Origin of the sequence: Haloactinomyces albus (genome assembly GCF_031458135.1) — a bacterium.
GTDB classification, from domain to species: Bacteria; Actinomycetota; Actinomycetes; order Mycobacteriales; family Pseudonocardiaceae; genus Haloactinomyces; species Haloactinomyces albus.
The window spans coordinates 3564619-3585541 of record NZ_JAVDXW010000001.1; the positions used below are offsets into that span (position 1 = coordinate 3564619).

The following is a 20923-nucleotide window of genomic DNA, read 5'->3' on the forward strand; positions in this document are numbered from 1 at the left end:
TTTGGGCATGCGGTGTCCGGGTAACCATCGTCGGAGACCACCGCGCTCTCTGTGACAGGAAGAGGAACCATGTCGGATCCATTCGAGGGCGGGACACCGTCGCCGAACGAGGTCGAACCGGATTCCCGGGATCCGGAGGATCCGAACAACCTGCAGTCCGCCCAGACCCTGGACGAGGACGAGCTCGCCGCCGATCCGCTGGAAGAGGGTGTGGAACCTGCCGAGCACTGGTCCAGCGTCGCCGAGGCCAGGCCGACACCGCGGGAGCAGCGCCAAGGAGAAACCCACGACGAGCGGCTGGCCGAAGAGCGCTCCGAGGCCTCCCCCGGTGGGGTGGAGCAGCCGCTGACCGAGACGCGAGTGCACGAACTGGACGAGTCGGTCGACGACCGTGCCGCTGCCGAGATCGCCGACGGTGTGGACGAGGAGGAGTACGCGGACAGGCCCGTCGAGACCGAGCACGGCGCGGTTCTGGAGGGAGAGCAGGTGGAACCCACCGGTCGGTCCGCCATGACCAGGGAAGGCGCGGACGTGGCGGACGAGGAGGCCTCCGGGCGGATGCCGGAGGAGGACGCCGAACGGATCGAGGACAGTGGACGCTGACGGGCAGCCGACCGCAGGGGAGCGGGAAGTATCTCTTCCCGCCGTCGGTGGAGAAGGTGAGCAGCTTCTCGGGGACCTCGCCGTCCCGGAGGGCGCCCACGGTCTGGTCGTGTTCGCCCACGGCAGCGGCTCCTCTCGCCGCAGCTCGAGAAATCGCTGGGTCGCCGGTCAGCTCCAGCGGGTGGGACTGGCCACGCTGCTGATGGATCTGTTGAGCGAGGAGGAAGGGCGCCTGGATGCGCGCACCGCCCAGCTGAGATTCGACATCGACTTCCTGGTGCGCAGGATTCTCGGAGTGATCGACTGGCTTCCCGAAGATGCGGAGACCCGGTCGCTGCCGTTCGGGCTGTTCGGTGCGAGTACCGGCGCCGCAGCCGCACTGGGCGCCGCCGCGCACAGGCCCGAGGTCACCCGAGCCGTGGTGTCCCGCGGCGGGCGTCCTGATCTGGCGGGGGCGGACCTGAGCGGGGTGCGTGCCGCGACGCTGCTGATCGTGGGCGGTCAGGATACGGATGTCCTCGGACTCAACCGGGAAGCGGCCGAGCGGCTGAGTGCCACTCACGAGATCCACATCGTGGACGGAGCAACCCACCTGTTCGAGGAGCCCGGCGCTCTCGACGAAGTCGCGGATGTCGCTGCCGACTGGTTTCGCCGCCGCTTGGGGGGAGGATCGACGGCGCCGCCCTCGACGATGTCGTGAACTCGCCTGCGGCCGTGTCGGTTTACGGCGAAACCGCATGGCCTGCTCCCGGGGAGAGGGTCGAAGCTTCCGGGAAGACGTCACCCCCACGTCCGTGGCGTGTACCACCCTTACCGACCAGTAACCGGTAGTGGTTGGCATGATCTGCGGACAACCGAAGCGTCGGCTTGTGGGGTTGGCGGGCCGGACGTGGTGACGACCGAAGGGAGCAGTGTGGTGACGGAGATCCAGCGCGTCGGTGTGGTGGGAGCAGGTCAGATGGGCTTGGGCATCGCCGAGGTCAGCGCCCGGGCCGGACTCGACGTGGTGTTGACCGATGTCAGCGAGGAGGCCGCCAAGGCGGGGCGTTCACGGATCTGGAAGTCCTTGAACCGGGCGGTGCAGAAGCAGAAGATCAGCGAAGCCGACCGCGATGCCGCACAGGAACGCATCCGCTGCACCACCTCCCTGGCCGAGCTGCACGACCGCGGGCTGGTGATCGAGGCGGTCGCGGAGAACGAGGAGGTCAAGGCCAAGGTCTTCACCGAACTGGACCAGGTGGTCGGTGACCCGGAGGCGATTCTGGCCTCGAACACCTCCTCCATCCCGATCGCCAAGCTCGCCTCGGCCACGAAGCGGCCGGCACAGGTGATCGGTATCCACTTTTTCAACCCGGTGCCCGTACTCAAGCTGGTCGAGGTGGTTCCCTCGCTGCTGACCGGTGAGCAGACCACGCAGCGAGCCACCGACTTCGCCGCCGATCGGCTGGGCAAGGAGGCGATCCGGGCCCAGGATCGAGCCGGGTTCGTGGTGAACGCGCTGCTGGTTCCCTACTTGCTGTCGGCGATCCGGATGGTCGACAACGGAGTGGCCTCCGCGGAGGACATCGACAACGGCATGGAGCTGGGCTGTGCGCATCCGATGGGGCCGCTTCGGCTGGCCGACATGGTCGGCCTGGACACCGTGAAGGCGATCGCGGACTCGATGCACGCGGAGTACAAGGACCCCGGCTATGCGGCTCCTCCGCTGCTGCAGCGCATGGTCGATGCGAATCTGCTGGGCAAGAAATCCGGCAACGGTTTCTACGAGTACGGCTGATCCGTGTCGAGGGTGGCGCGGAGGGTGTCGACCGCATGCCTGCGATGGGCGGTCAGCAGTGCGGTCAGCTCCTCCGCGTCCCGCTGCTCGGCCGCCCGCACGATCTCCTCGTGTTCCCGGCGGACCCGCGCGCGGTTGACGTCGGAGTTGTAGTAGACGGCGCGGTAGGCGTCGGTGGCGTCCCAGAGCGTGCGTACGATCCGTAGCAGTCGCGGCATTTCGGCCGGTTGCAGCAGGGCGAAGTGGAACCGGCGATTGGCCGCGATCATTCCCACGAGATCGTTGTCGTCCGCTGCGTTGTCCACATCGCGCTGTGCGTCGGTGATGCGGCTCAGGTCCGTGTCGGTGAACTTTCGTGCGGCAACCGCGGCCGCCTCGGACTCCAGCAGCTCCCGTAGGCGGTACACCTCCAACAGATCCGCAAGGGACAACTCGGCCACCGAATAACCGCGGTGCGGCTCGTAGACGACCTGTCCTTCGGCCTCCAGCGTCTTCAGCGCCTCTCGGAGGGGAACGCGGCTGACGCCGAGCTGATGAGCGATCGTGTCCTGGCGGATCGGCTGCCGCGGTGACAACTGCCGGGAGACGATCGCTTTGCGGAGCTCGTCGAGTACGTACTCCTGGGTCGTGGGTGGCCGTGCCATCGCCGCTCCCGATGTTGGTCTGATGTGTGGCCCGTGCTGCGCGCACGCGGGCGCTGCTTCGCTCCGCCCGTGCCGGGCAGTGGCCGGACGATCCCGTCGGTGGAGGTTGACCGGCGCGACAGCGACTGTATATTGGATCCAAATTGACGACGCAAGCCATGTATCCGTCCCTGCTGTGACCGATCCGAACCGGAAGCAGGTCGGCTCGGGTCCGGCCATATCGCCCCTGGTGGTCTCCGCTCGGGTATGGCGGCGTTCCGGGAGAAGTGCCCGCAGGTGTACGCGGAAAGGTTGGGTTCTTTCGATGGCGCGGACGCTACCGCTGGACGGTGTGCTCGTCGCGGACTTCAGCCGGGTACTGGCAGGCCCCTACGCGACCATGCTGCTGGCCGACCTCGGAGCGACGGTCATCAAGGTCGAACGCCCCGGACGAGGAGACGACACCCGTGCGTGGGGACCGCCGTGGACGGCCCACAGCTCCTCCTACTTCGAGTCGATCAATCGCGGCAAACGCAGTGTCACTCTGGATTTCGCCGATCCACAGGACCGTGCGGCCGCTGTCGAACTGGCGCGCAGGGCCGATGTTCTGGTGGAGAATTACCGGCCCGGATCGCTGGCGCGGTACGGCCTGGATTACGAAAGCCTCCGAGACATCAATCCCGGTCTGCTGTACGCGTCGATTTCCGGCTTCGGGAGCGGGGACGGTGCGGATCTGCCCGGCTACGACTTCGTGGTGCAGGCGGTCGGTGGACTGATGAGCATCACCGGGAGTCCCGAGGGGCCTCCCACCAAAGTGGGAGTGGCCGTTGTCGACGTGCTCACCGGCAAGGATGCCGCGCTGGGCATCATGGCGGCCCTGCGCAGCCGTGCGGCGACCGGCCGGGGACAGCACATCGAGGTGAACCTGCTGTCGAGCCTGCTGTCCGGGCTGGTGAACCAGGTGGGTGGGTTCCTGGCTTCGGGGACCGATCCGGCGCCGATGGGCAATCGGCATCCGAGTGTCGCCCCCTACGAGACACTGCAGTGCGAGGATGCGCTGCTGGCCGTTGCCGTCGGCAACGACGACCAGTTCCGTACGCTCACCGGGGCGCTGGGCCTGGTCGGAGCGGCCGATGATGCCCGGTTCGCGACGAACGCGGCCAGGGTGGCGAACCGGGCCGAGCTGGTGAGCGTGCTGGAAAACGTTCTCGGGGCACGTCCCGCGGCGGCCTGGCAGGAGCGCCTGCAGCAGGTCGGGATCGCCTGTGGGCAGGTCAACGACCTCTCCCACGCGGTGGCCTATGCCGAGTCTCTCGGCCTGCGACCGATCGTCCGACCGGAGAGCGCGGACACGCCCCAGATACGAATGCCGATCGAATTCTCCGACTCCGGCTCCGGCTCCGGCTGTGCCGCGCCTGCCGCGCCGCCGGAACTCGGTGAGCACACCGAGGAGGTCCGTGCCTGGCTCGGACGGGACTCCTCGGATGGTCTGCCCGCCCCGTCCCGGTCTTCCACAGCCGGTCGCCCCGCCGACCCCGCGTAGGGCCCCTCGAGGCTCGTGCGGGATGTCCGTTTCCGAGGAGGTTATTGATGACTGCCGGTGGTACCCGCCCCGATTTCGATCCGCACGACCCCCTGGGCATCGACGACGAGCTCAGCACCGAGCAACTCGCGATCCGGGACAGCGTGCGAGCCTTGTGCCGTGACCACGTGGCGCCGTATGTCGGTGACTGGTTCGAACGAGGTGAATTGCCCGGCATCCGTGACCTGACGCGGGAACTGGGCAAGCTGGGAGTCCTCGGGATGCATCTGGAGGGCTACGGCTGTGCGGGCATGTCGGCGGTGGACTACGGCGTGGCCTGTGCGGAACTCGAGGCCTGTGACTCGGGCCTGCGGTCGCTGGTGTCGGTGCAGGGCTCGCTGGCGATGTACGCGATTTGGCGATGGGGTTCGGAGGAGCACAAGCAGCAGTGGCTGCCGCGCATGGCCGCGGGCGAGGCGATCGGGTGCTTCGGGCTCACCGAGCCCGACCACGGCTCCGACCCGGCCTCGATGCGGACCTCGGCACGTCGGGACGGTTCGGACTGGGTGCTCAACGGGCACAAGATGTGGATCACCAACGGCACCGTGGCCGATGTCGCCGTCGTCTGGGCCCACACCGATGAGGGAATCCGTGGCTTCGTGGTGCCCACGGACACTCCCGGATTCTCGGCCCCCGAGATCACCCGGAAGCTGTCCTTGCGTGCTTCGGTGACCAGCGAGCTGGTGCTGGACGAGGTGCGTGTGCCCGGCGACGCGGCACTGCCCGAGGCGATCGGCCTGCGGGGCCCGCTGAGCTGCCTCAACGAGGCTCGCTACGGGATCGTCTGGGGGGCGACCGGCGCCGGGCTCAGCTGTCTGGAGGTGGCACTGGACTACTCCCGCAGCCGTGAGCAGTTCGGCCAACCGATCGCGGGTTTCCAGCTGACTCAGGCCAAACTGGCCGACATGGCGGTTCGCGTCCACAACGGGCGACTGCTGGCACTGCACCTCGGGCAGCGCAAGGATGCCGGGACGTTGCTGCCACAGCAGGTGAGTTTCGGCAAGCTGGACAATGTGCGCGGTGCGCTGGAAGTCGCCCGCACCGCTCGTACCGTGCTGGGGGCGAACGGCATATCCCTCGAATACCCCGTGATCCGCCACATGACGAATCTGGAGTCGGTGCTGACCTACGAGGGCACCAGCGAGATGCACGCGCTGACCATCGGCCAGGCCATGACGGGGGTTTCCGCGTTCCGCGGCTGACCCGGACGGCTGGGTGGAAGTACGAGAGCCGATTTCCCGGCCGTTGCGGGCACGTGGCCGGGAGCAGGAGGGCGCATGGCGACGGCAATGGTGGGCCGCCGCTCGATGAGACGGGATCGTCCGAGCACGGTGCGCACGCTCGTGCCGGTGGCCGCTGTGGTTACTGTCGGGATTCTCCCCGTCTTCCTGGTCGGTGGCCTCGGTGTTCAGTTGCAACGTGAATTCGGTTTCGGTGCGGCTGCACTGGGTCTTGGTACGGCGGGCTTCTTCGGCATGGCCGCACTGGCATCCCGGGCCATGGGGTGGGTGGTCGAGCGCATCGGTACAGCACGCGCCATGCGATCGGCCGCTGCCGGAAGCTCGCTGTGCCTGCTCGGCCTGGCCACTGCCGAGAACGCCACCTGGCTGATCGTCGTCGCTTGTCTGGCCGGGTTGCCGAACTCGCTGGGCCAGCCCGCGTCCAATCTGCTGATCACACAGAACATCCCCGTGGGGATCCGGGCCACGGCGTTCGGAATCAAGCAGGCGTCGATTCCCGCCGCAACCCTGTTGGCGGGACTCGCGGTGCCCGTCGTGGCGCTGACGATCGGTTGGCGCTGGGCGTTCGCCCTGGCGGCCCTGGTGGGATGCTGTGCGGCACTGCTCGTTCCGAGCTCCCCGGCCGTCGGGCGCTCCGCAACCAAGCCGGGCAGCGAGGCCTCGCGCAACGGTGGGCGGGCTTCGCTGTATCTGCTGGCAGCGGCAGGCGGGCTGGGTTCGGCGGCGGCGAATGCGCTGGGGGCGTTCGTCACCACGACGGCGGTCCACGTCGGATTCGGTCCCGCGGCGGCGGGTTTGGTGCTGTCCCTGGGATCGGTGGCCGGGCTCACGGTCCGAGTGCTGGCCGGTGTGGCCACCGATCGGAGGAATCCCGACAGCCTGCGCGTCATCACGGTGATGTTGTTCGTGGGCTCGCTCGGGTACGGCCTGATGGCTCTCGACGTCACCGCTTCGTTCCTCGTGGGAGCGATCATCGGATTCGGTGCGGGCTGGGCGTGGCCGGGCCTGCTGAACTTCGCGGTCGCGCGTCTCAACCCGGATCGGGTGGCCGGCGCGACGTCGGTCACTCAAACGGGCGTCTACATCGGCGGGAGTTGCGGACCGTTGCTGTTCGGGCTTCTCGCCGAGCACGCCGGTCTGGGCGGGGCGTGGTTGACCGCCGCAGTGGTGGCCGTCCTGGCCGGGATGTTCCTGTTGGCCGCCCGTCGATGGTCATGACGGGGATGTGGCTGCCGTTCTTGCGTTGGTACCTACGGTGGCGGGCTCGATGATGAACCCGATCGTGAGTGATCGTGGCCAGCACTTGCCAAGCTCGTCGTGATCCGTAAGCATGGCTACGCGCTCTCGCGGTTGGAGGAGGTATCTGTGGCGACGGATGTTCGAGCTGTGGTGGCCACCGGGAAGGGCAAGCCGGTCGAGGTAACCACGATTCGGGTGCCGGATCCGGGGCCGGATGAGGCTCTGGTGCGGATCCAGGCCTGTGGTGTGTGCCATACGGATCTGCATTACCACGAGGGCGGCATCAGCGATGACTTCCCGTTTCTGCTCGGCCATGAGGCCGCCGGTGTGGTGGAGGCCGTCGGGCCGGGTGCCAGTGACCTGCAGGCAGGCGACTTCGTCGTGCTGAACTGGCGGGCTGTCTGCGGAGTGTGCCGAGCCTGTAAACGTGGCCGCTTGGAATACTGCTTCGATACGAACAATGCGGCGCAGCCGATGACGCTGACCGATGGCACCGAGTTGTCGCCGGCGCTGGGAATCGGTGCGTTCGCGGAGAAGACCCTGGTGCATGCCGGGCAGTGCACCAAGGTCGATGCGTCGGCGGCGCCGGATGTGGTCGGGCTGCTGGGATGCGGAGTCATGGCGGGCATCGGGGCGGCGGTCAACACCGGCCGGGCCGGCCCGGGGGATTCGGTGGCGGTGATCGGCTGCGGTGGTGTCGGCAGTGCCTCGGTGGCCGGTGCGGCCATGGCCGGGGCTCGGCGGGTCATCGCCGTGGACACGGATCCGAAGAAGCTGGAGTGGTCCCGTCAGTTCGGCGCCACGCATACGATCAACGCTGCCGAGGCCGATACCGTCGAGGCGATTCGCGAGGTCACCGACGGCTATGGGGCCGACGTCGTGGTGGAGGCCGTGGGGCGTCCGGAGACCTATGAACAGGCCTTCTACGCACGTGATCTGGCGGGCACGGTGGTGCTGGTCGGTGTTCCCACCCCGGAGATGCGTCTGGAGTTGCCGTTTTTGGACGTGTTCGCTCGGGGTGGGGCGCTGAAGTCGAGTTGGTACGGCGACTGCCTGCCCAGCAGGGATTTCCCGATGTTGGTGGAGCTGTACCAGCAGGGGCGGCTGCCGCTGGAGAAGTTCGTCACCGAGCGGATCCCGCTGGACGGGGTCGGAAGCGCCTTCGACAAGATGCGGCGCGGCGATGTGCTGCGTTCGGTGGTGGTGCTGTGATGGCTGCGCGGATCGAGCACACGACCACGTCCGGCACCTTTTCGCTGGACGGTCAGACCCACGAGGTGGACAACAACGTCTGGGTCATCGGCGACGACCGTGAATGTGTGGTCATCGACGCTCCGCACGATGCCGAGGAGATCCGGCGACTGGTCGGGCAGCGCGCGGTGCTGGCGATTCTGGCCACGCACGCTCATGACGACCATGTCCGAGTCGCTCCGGAACTGGCCCGGCTCGTGGGTGCTCCGGTGTTCCTGCATCCCGATGATCTGGTGCTGTGGCAGCTGACGCATCCCGACCGTGAGCCCGACCGCGGACTCACCGACGGGCAGGTGGTCGGGGTGGCGGGAACCGGTTTGCAGGTGCTGCACACCCCGGGACATGCGCCCGGTGCGGTGTGCTTGTACGCCGCCGACCTCGGGGTGGTTTTCACCGGTGACACCCTGTTCTCCGGAGGTCCGGGGGCCACGGGGCGTTCCTATTCCGACTACACGACGATCGTGGAATCCATCCGGGACCGGTTGCTGACCCTTCCCGACGAGACCGTCGTTCATCCCGGGCACGGTCCCAGCACGACCATCGGCACCGAGAAACCCGACCTCTCCCGATAGTCACCGCATCCCGACCGTCGGTGACCCGCAGCACTGTCGTTCCCGGAGCGGATCGTTGCCGAACGGCGTGGTGCCCGATGCGGATCTCCGCGGGAACGCACGCATACTGCGTGTCGTGTCGCGCGTGGCCGTATCCCGGACTTTCCTGATCGACCTGGCGATGGTGCTGACCTTCGCCGCTGCACATCTCCTCGTCCTCGCTCTCACGTCCCGCCCGTCCGGCGGGCTGTGGTGGTGGCCGTTGCTGCTCAGCGTTCCGGCCATGAGCTTGCTGCTGGTTCGGCGGCAACTGCCCTGGGCGGGACTGCTCGTCATGGTGGTCGTCACGATCGTGCTCAGTCATCTGGCGGTGCCGATCGGGCTGCTGAACCTGGCGATCCTCGTGGGGGTGTACTCGGTATGTCTGTGCAGCGGACTGCCCGCATCGCTGGGCGCGGCCGGGGTCGCCATGGTGTGGCCCGCGACCCGCTTGCCCTCCCAACCGGTGGACGAAGCCATCTTCACGGTCGTGGGCTCGGTGGTGAACCTCGTCATGGTCGTCGGGTGGGGACGTGCCATGCACGTGAAGCGGCAGCGTGCCGGCCAGTTGGAACAGACGGTGCGATTGCTGGACCAGGCCCGGGATCAGTTGGCTGCCGAGGCCGCCACGGTGGAGCGGGCACGGATCGCCCGCGAGTTCCACGACATCGTCTCGCACAACCTGTCCGTGGTCGCGTTGCGCGCGGGCGTGGCTCGGTCACTGGTGGACCGCAATCCCGAGCACGCACGGGAAACGCTGGCCGAGCTCGAGCAGACCTCGCGTTCCGCGCTCGGGGAGATGCGTTCCCTGCTGGGCGCCCTTCGCGAGGACCCGCTGCGGAAGGGACCGCAGTGGGACGTTGTCGAAAGCACGGAACCGGATGGACAGGACGCGGACCTGCAGCCCGCACCGGGTCTGCATCGGGTGGCGGCCCTGATCGAGTCCGTGCGGGGCACCGGCGTGGTGTGGCGCCTCGATCGGCGCGGGACGGTCCGAGAGCTCGGTTCCGGCGTGGAGATGACTGCCTACCGTATCGTGCAGGAAGCAGTGACGAACGTGCTCAAGCACGCCACCACCGGATACGCGCGGGTACTGCTCGACTACGGAAGCACGGCACTGCACATCGAGGTCACCAACCACACGACGAACCCGGCTACCCCGGCCGAAGTGGAGAATCCCCAGGGCAATGCCGCTTGTGCGGATGTGCCCGCGGCTTCGGGACACGGATTGATCGGCCTGCGTGAACGCGTGTCCCTGCTCGGTGGGGCGCTGACCGCGCACCCTATTGCGAGCGGTTTTCACTTGTCGGCTGTGCTACCGTGCTCGGAAATTTCGGACCCGGTTTGACACCGCGAGGAGGTCCGGTGATGGATGCTCCGGTCACGAACGTGGTCGTCGCCGATGATCAGGCGATGATTCGCGGCGGACTTGTGGCCTTGCTGTCCGCGGAACCGGACCTCCGTGTGCTGGCCGAGGCCGAGGATGGTCAGGCGGCTGTGGCCGCGGTCAAGCGGCGTCGGCCCGATGTCGTGCTCATGGACGTGCGGATGCCCGGCACGGATGGCATCGCCGCCGCTCGTGAGATCATCACGGCCACCGGAGCGCAGACCTCGGTGATCATGCTGACCGTCCACGATCTCGACGAGTACGTCTACGCCGCGTTGCGGGCGGGAGCAAGCGGTTTCCTGCTCAAGGACGCCCCACCGGAGGAGCTCGTCAAGGCCGTGCGCACGGTCGCTTCGGGGAACGCGCTGTTGGCGCCAAGCGTGACGCGGAGACTCCTGCAGCGCTTCGCGGCCCTGGGGATGCGGGACTGCTCCAGCGAGCTGGCGGCGTTGACCGACCGGGAACGCGATGTCCTGCTGCAGGTGGCGCGTGGTGGATCCAACGCCGACATCGCTCGCAATCTCGGTCTGGCGGAGTTGACGGTCAAGTCCCACCTGTACCACGTGATGCAGAAACTGCATCTGAGCTCGCGGACCCAACTGGTGATCACGGCCTACGAGACCGGTCTGGTATCCCCCGGCCAGGCGGGCTCGGTCGGGGAGACGGCCGCGGTGCACGATCACTGATCGTCACATGATCATTGACCGCCCTCCGAACAGGTTGAGCGGTACGCGCGTCGACGGTCACCCGTACCGGTGAGGAGCCGGACTCGCCGGTTGGTGTAATGGGCGCATGACTTCTCCGGCACACGAATTGCGGGTCGGCTTGATCGGTTACGGTCTCGCGGGTGCGGTCTTTCATGCTCCGTTGATCGCCGCGGAACCCGACCTGCGTCTCGATGCCGTCGTGACTTCGGATCCCGAGCGGCAACATCAGGTGCGGTCCGATCATCCGGATGCCGTGGTACACACGCGGATACGGTCGCTGCTCGACCGGGCCGACGAACTCGATCTGGTCGTGATCGCCAGTCCGAACAGCACACATTTCGAGTTGGCCTCGGAGGCACTGGATGCCGGTCTGCCCGTGGTGGTCGACAAACCGTTCACCACCACGGCCGCTCAGGGGCGTGCACTCATCGACAAGGCTCGGCGCAATGAGCTGATGATGACGGTGTTTCAGAACCGCCGCTGGGACAACGACATGCTCACCCTGGAGACAGTGCTCGACTCCGGTGCGCTCGGTACGGTGCATCGTTTCGAATCGCGCTTCGAACGGTGGGTACCGACTCCGAAATCCACCTGGCGAGATCAGGGACCGGCCGATGAAGCCGGGGGAGTCCTCTACGACCTCGGTAGTCACCTGATCGACCAGGCGCTGCGGCTTTTCGGGCCGGTGGCCTCGGTGTTCGCGGAATCCGACATGCACCGGCCCGGCGTCGAGGTGGACGACGACACGTTCCTCGCACTGGCGCACACGGGTGGCGTGCGCACACATCTGTGGATGAGCAAGCTCGCGGCCCAGCACGGTCCGCGTTTCCGCGTGCTCGGTGAGCGGGCCGCCTACACCAAGTACGGTCTTGATCCCCAGGAGAGCGCTCTGCGGGCCGGTCATCGGCCGGGAGACAACGGTTGGGGCGCGGAATCCGCGGAGCTGTGGGGAAGGCTCGGTGCGGGGGAGGACACCCATCCGCTGCCGACCGAGTCCGGACGGTACGAGGCGTTCTACGCGGGAGTGGTACGGGCGCTGCGCGACGGTGCGGCGCCGCCGGTGGACCCGGCCGATTCCGTGGCCGGGCTGGAGATCATCGAGGCTGCTCGCCGCTCGGTCGCTGCAGGGTCGATCGAGCGACCGGCTCACTGACCTCGTGCAGGTCCGGTCGAGTCCCCGTCCGCAGCGGATGACCGGCACCGGCTTGCCGCGGCCGTGCTTCCGGCCGTTCACCCGGAGCGCCTCGCAGGTAGAACGTCTGAGCGACCAGAAGGGCGATGCCGAGCAGAACGGTGCCGAAGAACACCCATACGGCCGTGGCGACGCTGCCGAACAGCCACAGACCGGCCGCGATTCCGCACGCGGCGCCGATGGCAACGGCGACTGTGTGAAAAAGCAGGTGAACAGTGTAGCCCTTCACGGCCGGGTACCTCCGGTTCGTCGAGCACGCCACGAGTGCGGTATCACGGGATCGCCCGGTAGCTCAGGTGCTTCCCGCCTCTCTCGAGTGCGTTCCCGCCGGGTGCAGGATGCCGATGGGTGCCCCGCAAGGGGCGTCTTGCTGAAGGTGTTTTGTTGGGGCATCCTGCCGGGCGCCTGTTGGCTGCCACTTTCGTGACGTGGGCGCCACAGACGATGGTAACGCCGCCGGGGGAGTCGTGTGGGATCGAGCCGCGCTACAACAGCGGGCGGTGTCGCACCGTTCGTTCGGGGCAAAAACCCCCGATCGTGTTAGGAAGCAAGCTGTGGCCAGCGTCAACGGCTCGTGCGACCTACGGTAGGTGGTGGAGTTCGGCGGAAGTCGACACGAGGCGAGATCGACTTCGTGAGCCGGTGGGGTACCGCTGCGTTTCGCGCGGCCTGCCGCGGCGGAGAAACCATTCGGGGGTGGTTGACGGTGAATACACTGGCCGTGTTCGCGGTTTCGGCAACGGGGGGCATCGGGATGATCGTGGGTTCCTTGGTTGCGATGTGCTGGGTCGAGCAACGCATGGTCGGTGGCAGGCCGCGCATGCGCCCACGGTCGCGCGCAGCGGCCCGATCGCAGCCGGCCCCTACTCGTGGGCAGCAGATCTCGGCGGGTGGCGCTGTGCCGGTGGGGGCATCGAGCACCACGCACGCCGAGGCTTCCCGAGGCGGTCCGAGCCGCACCGCGAAGGAGCGCACGCAACGGGTCGTGCGCGATTCCGGTGCTCCCCGGCCGGATCGGCCCAGGCAGGAAACGCCCGTTTCCCGGGCCGCGGGGCGCAAGCAGGGCCGCATGGCCATGGCGTCGGGTGCGCTGGCGATTGCCGCGCTCGCGTGCGTGGTCAGCCAGCGGCACGGCAGTCCCTCGGCGAACACGTCGAAGTAGGACGTGCTGTGCACCGACCCGTCAGAGCGTGCGGAAGTCCGCGAAGTCGAACCCGGGAGAGACAACGCAGCTGACCAGCGTCTCGACGTCGGCCGAGGCATCCGCTCGTTGCCAGGTCCCAGCCGGGACCACCGCCTGCGGTACCTGACCCGCGGCGAGGTCCGGCCCCAAGGTGATCGTCTCCTGCTCGCTGTGCGGTTGGGAACCGCGGCCGCCGCAGGTGAGAACCAGGGGACCGCCGCGGTGCCACAACCACAGTTCGTCCGAGGCCACGGTGTGCCAGGCCGAGCTGCGCCCGGCGGGCAGCAGGAAGTAGATCGCCGTCGCGGTCGGGCGCTCGCCCTGCTCGCCCGCAACGGGGGCCGCGACCGGACCGGCCCAGGTGCGCCGATACCAGCCGCCTTCCGGATGGGGCAGCAGGTCGAGCTCCTGGGCGCAACGACCACGCTGCTCGAATTCGAGGAAATTCCCGTGCACGTCACGGCGCGCGTAATGAACACCGAGCACCGCCGAACGTTCGGCGGGACCGTGGACATGCGGAAACAGGGTATCGGCGGAGACTCCTTCCGGAGGTGCCGGCGCTGCCTTCTCCCAGCGTACGGGCGCTGTCAGTGCGTTCTCGTCGAGTTCCAGCGCGATCACGGGTTCCTCGAGGGCACGGTAGAACTCGTTGGCCACCGCGAGGGTCGTCTCCGGATCGGGCGAGCAGTGCAGGAAACCCTCGTGCTCGAGTGTCGCCGAGGTGATCGGCGAATTCGGATCGGCGTGGTAGACGCTCAACGGCAGCAGGTGGAACAGAGTCGATGTGGTCACGTCCACGAGTGTCTCGTGCCGGGATTCTCGGCCTGCCCCCGCTCCGGTTGCTCGATCACCACGCTCAGACCTCCTCGGCCAGTGTCCGAATGCGCTCGATCAGACGGGCCCGTTCCTCGGCGGTGTCCGCCATCGGGGTGACGTTGAGAGTGGTGACGCCGGACTCCTTCATCGCCGCCAGTCGCTCCCGCACGTGACTTTCGGGTCCGATCAGCGACGTCTTGACCAGCAGGTCGGTGGGGACGTGGGCGGCCGCCTCGTCCTTCTTGCCGTCCAGGTACAGGTCCTGGATCTTTTCCGCCTCTGCCTCGTAGCCGTACCGCTGCGCCAGGCTGTTGTAGAAATTGCGTCCCTTGGCACCCATCCCGCCGATGTAGAGCGCCAGCATCGGACGCATCGAGTCCAGCAGATCGTCCAGGTCGTCACCGATGGCCAGTGGGGTCTGAACCACGGTGTCGAGTTCGGGCAGCGACTCGTCACGCTTGGCCTTCCCCTCGGCCAGCGGCTCCCCCCAGACTTCATGCGCCTTTTCCGGAACGTAGAAGATCGGCTCCCACGATTCGGCGATCTCGGCGGTCATGGCGACGTTCTTGGGACCGATCGCCGCGATCATGATCGGAATCCGTTCACGCACGGGGTGATTGATCAGCTTCAGGGGCTTGCCGAGGCCGGTGCCCTGCTCGGCGGGCAGCGGGATGGTGAAGTGTTTGCCCTCGTGGGTGAGTCTCTCGCGCCGCCAGATCTTGCGGCAGATCTCCACGATCTCGCGGGTGCGGCCCAGCGGTGCGTGGTAGGGAACACCGTGGAAGCCCTCGATCACCTGGGGACCGGAGGCGCCGATGCCCAGGGTGAACCGGCCGTCCGAGACGTAGTCGAGGCCTGCCGCCGTCATGGCGGTCGAGGTGGGGGTTCTGGTGTAGATCTGCAGGATGCCGGAGGCGATCTGAAGCCTCTCGGTGCGGGCGGCGATGAACCCCATCTGGCTGACCGCGTCGAAGGAGTAGGCCTCCGGTACGTAGACGATGTCCAGGCCGGCTTTCTCGTAGGCGGCCAGTTCGTCCACCGTTTCCTTGAAGCCCCCGCTGTAGTTCAGCGGCATCCCGATGCGCATGGTCGTCCTCTTTCGTCGATCGCCATCGGTGGTTCTCCGAGGCGCTCCGGCACGTGCTGCGCGTGTGCGGACACGGTGTCGGCCACCTCGGATGTTACCGCCGAGTATTCCTTTTGAGGAGCCCGATATCGACACGGACTTTCCCGGTGTTCCTGTGTTCCTGTGTTCCTGCGTCTCCCGTCACTCCGTGGCGATGATCGACGGCCGGTGCCTGCGGCGGGTCGTGCGGCCAGTAGCGTTGACGTCATCCACCGTCACCCGAGGCAGGAAGGTCACGCATCTTGGCACTGTTGGTGCACATTCTGATCACCGCGGTAGCAGTGTGGATCACCACCGCGCTCCCCGGAGTCACCCTGGGCGGCCAGGACCTCGGGACGCAGATCATCACCCTGGCTGTCGTCGCGGTCGTGTTCGGCGTTGTCAACGCGGTGCTCAAACCGATCGCGAAGACTCTGGGCTGCCTGCTCTACGTACTGACCCTCGGTCTGTTCGGTCTCGTGGTCAACGCACTGCTGTTCTGGCTCACGAGTTGGGTGGCAGGCCGCTTGGACCTGCCGTTCCACGTGAGCGGATTCTGGCCCGCGTTCTGGGGAGCGATCATCGTCACGATCGTCAGCAGCACGCTGCACGCCATCGTGCGCCGAGTCCGTGACTGAGGTTGCGGGAAATCGATCGGTACTTCCTGAGCACCGAACAAAAAGATCCCCGGCGATGCAACGCCGGGGATCTTGTGTGCCGATTCTTCGATCGGTGGGCGATGCTGGGTTCGAACCAGCGACCTCTTCGGTGTGAACGAAGCGCTCTCCCGCTGAGCTAATCGCCCGGTGTCGCACATCTTCCGTGGCGACGGAGAGAACACTACACGGTCGTTCTCACGGCGCGAAAAGGGGGGACCGCAGCCACTCCCACGGCAGTCCGAACCATCCGCCGACGAGCGCGAACGCACCGAGTAGCCACAACGTCGCCAGGACGATCAGGCAGGTCAGGCCCATCACGGCGAGTTTCACCGCCGGGTGCTGGCGGCCGAGCCACTGCACCCACCGGTGGTAATGGTGCTTGGCGAAGGTGTTGACGCGGTGCGCCCAGTGGAACTCGGTCGCCAGGATGCCCAGGCCGGCGAAGACGCACAGCCAGCCGGGGCCGGGATAGGGGATCATCAGGATCCCCGCGGTGAGCACGATGCCGCCGGTCGTTCCCAGGGCTCCCCGGTAAAGGGCGTTCAGCGCCGGCTTGGCACGGATCGTTTCCCTGCGTGCGTGCAAGCGTTCTCGTGCCGCGTGCAGACGGGGGTGCCGCGGTATGCGTTCGTCGGAGTCCGGCTCGTGCATGGCTTGGCGCGAATCCGGTTCGGCTGTACTACTCAGGGCCCACCTGCCACTGCCTGATGTGCTACATGGGGTTCAGCGTCAAGCGCTCCCTTTCGTTGTGGTCGAAGGGGCGGTACGCCGGGGTCTGTGCCATTCAGGATACGACGTGTCGGTGGTGTTGTCGGACACTCGGGAGGATCGATCCGCGCCGAGGCGCATTCGTTGCGTGGTTGCTCGCCGGTACTGGTCCGGTGAGCTTGCCGGGGAGAGCACGGTCCGCCCGGCCGAGTGCAGGCGCATGAATAGAGATGTGTCACAACGTGACAGCGGTCTCTTTTCCGCGCATCGGGGTAGGCGTGAACCAGCGGTGAACAGTTGGTGTCTGTAGCCCATCCTGGTGAATCCCTGTGGTGAGTGTCTCGTCGTGCTCGCGCGGATGGGCAGGTACGCGGGCGTGGATCACCTACCCTGGCATCAGCGCCCTGCGTGGCCGGTGGCCGAAGGAACCGGTCGAGAGCGAGGTCCTCCTTGCCGATGATCGTTGGGCGTCGACAACGGGCCCGTATCGGAGATGACCGGTGTCGGGCCGCGAAAACCGCGGTGGCGATCCTGCGGGGTCGAACACGCTGTGCAGTTTTCCGGTCGCCCAGCGAATTAATTTACCCCCGGACGGGTGATCTATCCGCGAGTTGCGAGCGAACGGGCCCGTGTAAGCGTCACAACTGTGTTGTTCGGTCCTTTTTTCGGATCGTCGTGAGACAAGGAAGGCGAGGACGATGCGTAACGATCACGTGACACTCCGCTCAACGGCAGTGTTCGATCTGCTGGCCCCGCAGACGCCTGCCGTGCCGGTGCAAGTGGAGCTGCGCTACGACACTCGCGACCCGTACGCCGTGGTTGCCGCGTTCCGTACCGGGCGTGCCGGCTGGGTCGAGTGGGTTTTCGCGCGCGACCTGCTGGCCGATGGGTTGATCGCGCACGCGGGCGAGGGAGACGTGGCCATTCGCCCCTCGGTCGACGATCCCGAGGTGGTCGTCGTGGAGCTGAGTTCGCCGTCGGGTCATGCCGTGTTCGAGGCTTCGGCACAGGAGTTGGCCGACTTCCTGGACCGTACGTACGACGTCGTCGTGCCCGGGAACGAGAATCTGTGGGTCAATGTCGACGACGCGCTGACGAGGCTGCTGCCGCACGACCTGTCCTGATCGAGCACCTGTCCGATCGGGCGGCTTCCGGCGGGCAAGCCCCGGCGTGACGAGGGGTTCATCGGCGATGGGACCCCGGTTTGATCGCCGTTGGAAGCGTGGGCTAGAGTTTTGGATGCAACGCGACGGAGCCGGTCAACCGGCAAGGCTCCGGCGTCGACCGGGCAGCGGTCGACCGATTTTCGATCGGTCGGAGTTTCGGTCGGCCGGGATCGAGCAGACCGGAATCGGTGGTCGTCGCGTAGGCGGACGTGGCGCAGCGGTAGCGCATCAGCTTGCCAAGCTGAGGGTCGCGGGTTCGAATCCCGTCGTCCGCTCTGGAAACTTCGGGTTCCAGCCGTTTCGGATGGAACTTTCGGCCCGGCGGAGTGGCCGAGTGGCTGAGGCAAGGGCCTGCAAAGCCCTGTACGCGGGTTCGATTCCCGCCTCCGCCTCGCGCGATTAGCTCAGCGGGAGAGCGCTACCTTGACACGGTAGAGGTCGCTGGTTCAAACCCAGCATCGCGCACTGTGGTCAGGCATGCCCCATCGATCGTCGATGGGGCATGCCTGACTTTTTTACTTTCCGCTGATGAGAGAGCGCAGGAAGAAGCCGAGGTTGGCGGGCCGCTCGGCGAGGCGGCGCATGAAGTAGCCATACCATTCGCCGCCGTAGGGGACGTACACTCGCATCCCCTCGTCCCCGGAAGCGATGCGCCGCTGTTCGGCTGGTCGGATGCCGTAGAGCATCTGGAATTCGTAGCTGTCCGGTGCCCGCCCGGTTCGCGTCGCCAGGTCGGAAGCGATGGCCACCATCCTCGGATCGTGGGTGGCCACCATCGGATACCCCGATCCGGTCATCAGCGTTTTCAGGCAGCGGACATAGGAGCGGTCCACCTCCTGCTTGTTCCGGAACGCCACGGAGGCGGGCTCGTTGTAGGCCCCCTTGCACAGCCGTACCCGCGAGCCCGGTGTGGCGAGGTCGCGACAGTCCTGTTCGGTGCGACGCAGATAGGCCTGCAGGACAGCGCCCACCCACGGGAAATCGGTGCGCAGGGTGGCAAGGATGTCCAGGGTGGCGTCCGTGGTGGTGTGATCCTCCATGTCCAGGGTCACGGTGGTGCCCGCGGCTTCCGCCGACTCGCAGATCAGGCGGGCATTGTCCAGCGCGATCTTGTCGCCGTCGGCGGGCAGGAGTTGCCCGATCGCGGACAGCTTCACCGACACTTCGGCCCTGCCGGCCAGACCGGCACGGTGCAGTGCACACAGCAGTCGCCGATATGCCTGCACCGTGTCCGTGGCCTGGGAGATGTTCTCGGTGTCCTCGCCGAGGTGGTCGAGAGTGACGGACAGGCCCTGATCGGCCAGTTCACGGGTGGCCCGCAGTGCATCGTCCGGTGTGGTCCCCGCGACGAACCGATCCACCACCGAGCGGGTGAGCGGATTCGTCTCCACGGCTCGCCGGACCCCACCGGAACGGGCTGCGGCCAGCAAGGTGCTACGCAGCATCGTGAAAGCCCTCTCAGTCCTGGTGGGGGTAGGTGTGGTGGGTCGGCGCGTCGAATGTTTCCTTGACCGCGCGGGGGCTGGTCCAGCGCTGGATGTTGAACATCGACCCGGCCTTGTCGTTGGTGCCGGAAGCGCGACCACCGCCGAAGGGCTGGCGGGCCACGATCGAGCCGGTGGGCTTGTCGTTGACGTAGAAGTTGCCCGCCGCGTGCCGCAGCTTGTGATGCGCCTGTTCGATCGCACTGCGGTCGGTGGCGAAGACCGCACCGGTCAGGGCATAGGGGCTGGTGGTGTCGACGGTCTCCAGGATCTCCGAGTAGCGGCTGTCGTCGTAGACGTGCACCGCCAGGATCGGCCCGAAGTACTCGGTGGTGAACACCTCGTCCTGGGGGTCGGTGCCCACCAGGACCGTCGGCTCCACGAAGTAGCCGACCGAGTCGTCGTAGCCGCCCCCGGCCAGGATCTCCAGCGCGGGCTCCGCGGCGGCGCGGTCCAAGGCCGCCTTGTGCTTGGCGAATGCCCTGGAGTCGATCACCGCACCACCGAAGTGGGAGAAGTCGCTGATGTCGCCGTAGCTGATGCTGCGGGTGGCCTCGACGAGCTCCTCGCGCAGGCCGGACTCCCACAGCGAGCGCGGCAGGTAGGCCCGGGAGGCCGCCGAGCACTTCTGCCCCTGGTACTCGAAAGCGCCGCGTACCAGCGCGGTGGTGATCGGAGCCGGGTCGGCCGAGGGATGGGCGACGACGAAGTCCTTGCCTCCGGTCTCGCCGACGATGCGCGGATAGGTGCGGTAGGTGTCGATGTTGTCGCCCACGGTCTTCCACAGCTTGCGGAAGGTCCCCGCCGAACCGGTGAAGTGCAGGCCGGCCAAATCGGGGTCGGTGAGGGCGACCTCGCTGACCGCGCGGCCGTCGCCGGTGACCATGTTGATCACTCCGGGAGGCAGGCCCGCGGCTTCCAGCAGGCGCATCGTGAAGTGGGCGGCGAACTGCTGCGACGGGGTGGGTTTCCAGACCACGGTATTGCCCATCAGGGCCGGGGCGGTGGGCAGGTTCGCCGCGATGGCGGTGAAGTTGAACGGAGTGATCGCGGTGACGAAGCCGTCCAGCGGGCGGTACTCCATGCGGTTCCACTCACCGGGCACGGAGTTCGGCTGCTCGGCCAGGATGCGCCGGGCGTAGTGCACGTTGAACCGCAAGAAGTCGATGAGCTCGCAGGCGGCTTCGATCTCGGCCTGGTGCACCGACTTCGACTGGCCGAGCATGGTGGCGGCGTTGATGGTGTCGCGCCACGGTCCCGACAGCAGGTCGGCCGCCCGCAGCATGACCGCGGCACGTTCGTCGAACGGCGTCGCGCTCCATTCGGCAGCGGCGTCCTTCGCGGCGCGGACGGCATCGGCCACGTCGTCGTTCGTGGCGTGGGCGCACGTACCGAGCACGTGTGCGTGGTTGTGCGGCTCGACCACGTCGAAGCGTTCACCGCCTGCCATCCGCTGCTTGCCCGCGATGGTCGTGGTCAGTTCGATCCGTTCGGACTGCAGCTCGGCCAGGCGCTTCTGCAGCGACTCCCGCTCCGCCGAGCCGGGGGCGTAGGACTTGACCGGTTCGTTCTGCGGGACCGGCACCGAAGTGATGGCATCCATGACCGCG

General features: G+C 67.1%; 21 protein-coding genes and 4 tRNA genes. 17 read left to right on the forward strand and 8 right to left on the reverse strand.

Annotation, left to right across the window (positions count from 1 at the left end; translation table 11 throughout):
* The first annotated feature begins 69 nt into the window (after positions 1-69).
* From JOF55_RS16975 to JOF55_RS16985, 3 genes are all read left to right on the forward strand, one after another.
* Entirely contained in the window at positions 70-603 is a 534-nt protein-coding gene (locus JOF55_RS16975) for a hypothetical protein (RefSeq protein ID WP_310275391.1), read from the forward strand.
* A complete protein-coding gene (locus JOF55_RS16980) occupies positions 593-1303 on the forward strand; it encodes a dienelactone hydrolase family protein (protein ID WP_310275393.1) in 711 nt (236 codons plus the stop codon). The genes JOF55_RS16975 and JOF55_RS16980 overlap by 11 nt, the downstream gene beginning before the upstream one ends.
* A gap of 216 nt (positions 1304-1519) precedes the next feature.
* Positions 1520-2380, forward strand: coding sequence for a 3-hydroxybutyryl-CoA dehydrogenase (locus JOF55_RS16985; protein ID WP_310275395.1), 861 nt, complete (start codon positions 1520-1522; stop codon positions 2378-2380).
* Here the strand turns inward: JOF55_RS16985 and JOF55_RS16990 are convergent.
* Positions 2365-3024 (reverse strand): GntR family transcriptional regulator, encoded by a 660-nt coding sequence (locus JOF55_RS16990; RefSeq protein ID WP_310275397.1) that lies wholly within the window; start codon positions 3022-3024, stop codon positions 2365-2367. The genes JOF55_RS16985 and JOF55_RS16990 overlap by 16 nt on opposite strands.
* 304 nt (positions 3025-3328) lie before the next feature.
* Here JOF55_RS16990 and JOF55_RS16995 point away from each other — a divergent pair, with 304 nt between their 5' ends.
* The 8 genes from JOF55_RS16995 to JOF55_RS17030 all read left to right on the forward strand — a co-directional run bounded on the left by JOF55_RS16995 (position 3329) and on the right by JOF55_RS17030 (position 12153).
* A complete protein-coding gene (locus JOF55_RS16995) occupies positions 3329-4546 on the forward strand; it encodes a CaiB/BaiF CoA transferase family protein (protein WP_310275399.1) in 1218 nt (405 codons plus the stop codon).
* Between the two features lie 47 nt (positions 4547-4593).
* Positions 4594-5787, forward strand: coding sequence for an acyl-CoA dehydrogenase family protein (locus tag JOF55_RS17000; protein WP_310275401.1), 1194 nt, complete (start codon positions 4594-4596; stop codon positions 5785-5787).
* 75 nt (positions 5788-5862) lie between these two features.
* Entirely contained in the window at positions 5863-7044 is a 1182-nt protein-coding gene (locus JOF55_RS17005) for an MFS transporter (RefSeq protein ID WP_310275403.1), read from the forward strand.
* Between the two features lie 147 nt (positions 7045-7191).
* The gene (locus JOF55_RS17010; protein ID WP_310275405.1) at positions 7192-8277 is read left to right on the forward strand and encodes an S-(hydroxymethyl)mycothiol dehydrogenase; all 1086 of its coding nucleotides are present in this window, start codon (positions 7192-7194) and stop codon (positions 8275-8277) included.
* Positions 8277-8888 carry an MBL fold metallo-hydrolase gene (locus JOF55_RS17015; RefSeq protein WP_310275407.1) on the forward strand — a complete coding sequence of 204 codons (612 nt, stop codon included), beginning with the start codon at positions 8277-8279 and terminating at the stop codon, positions 8886-8888. Before JOF55_RS17010 ends, JOF55_RS17015 begins: the two co-directional genes overlap by 1 nt.
* Positions 8889-9003: 115 nt before the next feature.
* Entirely contained in the window at positions 9004-10254 is a 1251-nt protein-coding gene (locus JOF55_RS17020) for a sensor histidine kinase (protein WP_310275408.1), read from the forward strand.
* Positions 10255-10274: 20 nt separating this feature from the next.
* Entirely contained in the window at positions 10275-10979 is a 705-nt protein-coding gene (locus tag JOF55_RS17025) for a response regulator (protein ID WP_310275409.1), read from the forward strand.
* Positions 10980-11085: 106 nt separating this feature from the next.
* Positions 11086-12153 carry a Gfo/Idh/MocA family oxidoreductase gene (locus JOF55_RS17030; RefSeq protein WP_310275411.1) on the forward strand — a complete coding sequence of 356 codons (1068 nt, stop codon included), beginning with the start codon at positions 11086-11088 and terminating at the stop codon, positions 12151-12153.
* On the opposite strand, the gene JOF55_RS17035 is transcribed toward JOF55_RS17030, so the two are convergent.
* Positions 12095-12421 carry a hypothetical protein gene (locus JOF55_RS17035; RefSeq protein WP_310275413.1) on the reverse strand — a complete coding sequence of 109 codons (327 nt, stop codon included), beginning with the start codon at positions 12419-12421 and terminating at the stop codon, positions 12095-12097. The genes JOF55_RS17030 and JOF55_RS17035 overlap by 59 nt on opposite strands.
* Before the next feature lie 477 nt (positions 12422-12898).
* On the opposite strand from JOF55_RS17035, the gene JOF55_RS17040 reads away from it, so the two are divergent.
* The gene (locus tag JOF55_RS17040) at positions 12899-13354 is read left to right on the forward strand and encodes a hypothetical protein (protein ID WP_310275415.1); all 456 of its coding nucleotides are present in this window, start codon (positions 12899-12901) and stop codon (positions 13352-13354) included.
* A 21-nt stretch (positions 13355-13375) separates the two neighbouring features.
* Here the strand turns inward: JOF55_RS17040 and JOF55_RS17045 are convergent, their stop codons facing one another.
* Both JOF55_RS17045 and JOF55_RS17050 read right to left on the reverse strand, forming a co-directional pair.
* Positions 13376-14167: a cupin domain-containing protein gene (locus tag JOF55_RS17045; protein ID WP_310275417.1), complete on the reverse strand. Its 792-nt coding sequence runs from the start codon at positions 14165-14167 to the stop codon at positions 13376-13378.
* Between the two features lie 64 nt (positions 14168-14231).
* On the reverse strand, positions 14232-15278 hold the full coding sequence (locus JOF55_RS17050; RefSeq protein ID WP_310275419.1) for an LLM class F420-dependent oxidoreductase: 1047 nt from the start codon (positions 15276-15278) through the stop codon (positions 14232-14234).
* Between the two features lie 281 nt (positions 15279-15559).
* On the opposite strand from JOF55_RS17050, the gene JOF55_RS17055 reads away from it, so the two are divergent.
* Positions 15560-15934, forward strand: coding sequence for a phage holin family protein (locus tag JOF55_RS17055; RefSeq protein WP_310275420.1), 375 nt, complete (start codon positions 15560-15562; stop codon positions 15932-15934).
* A 95-nt stretch (positions 15935-16029) separates the two neighbouring features.
* Here JOF55_RS17055 and JOF55_RS17060 read toward each other — a convergent pair.
* Positions 16030-16101, reverse strand: a tRNA-Val gene (locus JOF55_RS17060).
* A gap of 49 nt (positions 16102-16150) precedes the next feature.
* On the reverse strand, positions 16151-16606 hold the full coding sequence (locus tag JOF55_RS17065) for a TIGR02611 family protein (protein ID WP_310275422.1): 456 nt from the start codon (positions 16604-16606) through the stop codon (positions 16151-16153).
* Positions 16607-17361: 755 nt separating this feature from the next.
* Here JOF55_RS17065 and JOF55_RS17070 point away from each other — a divergent pair.
* The 4 genes from JOF55_RS17070 to JOF55_RS17085 all read left to right on the forward strand — a co-directional run bounded on the left by JOF55_RS17070 (position 17362) and on the right by JOF55_RS17085 (position 18294).
* Positions 17362-17787 (forward strand): SsgA family sporulation/cell division regulator, encoded by a 426-nt coding sequence (locus tag JOF55_RS17070; protein WP_310275424.1) that lies wholly within the window; start codon positions 17362-17364, stop codon positions 17785-17787.
* A gap of 245 nt (positions 17788-18032) precedes the next feature.
* Positions 18033-18104, forward strand: a tRNA-Gly gene (locus JOF55_RS17075).
* 45 nt (positions 18105-18149) lie between these two features.
* A tRNA-Cys gene (locus JOF55_RS17080) sits at positions 18150-18221 on the forward strand.
* 1 nt (position 18222) lies between these two features.
* Positions 18223-18294: transfer RNA gene (locus JOF55_RS17085), tRNA-Val, on the forward strand.
* Between the two features lie 50 nt (positions 18295-18344).
* Here JOF55_RS17085 and JOF55_RS17090 read toward each other — a convergent pair.
* The gene (locus JOF55_RS17090; RefSeq protein ID WP_310275426.1) at positions 18345-19274 is read right to left on the reverse strand and encodes a proline dehydrogenase family protein; all 930 of its coding nucleotides are present in this window, start codon (positions 19272-19274) and stop codon (positions 18345-18347) included.
* A gap of 13 nt (positions 19275-19287) precedes the next feature.
* On the reverse strand, positions 19288-20916 hold the full coding sequence (pruA, locus tag JOF55_RS17095) for an L-glutamate gamma-semialdehyde dehydrogenase (RefSeq protein WP_310275428.1): 1629 nt from the start codon (positions 20914-20916) through the stop codon (positions 19288-19290).
* Between the last annotated feature and the right edge of the window lie 7 nt (positions 20917-20923).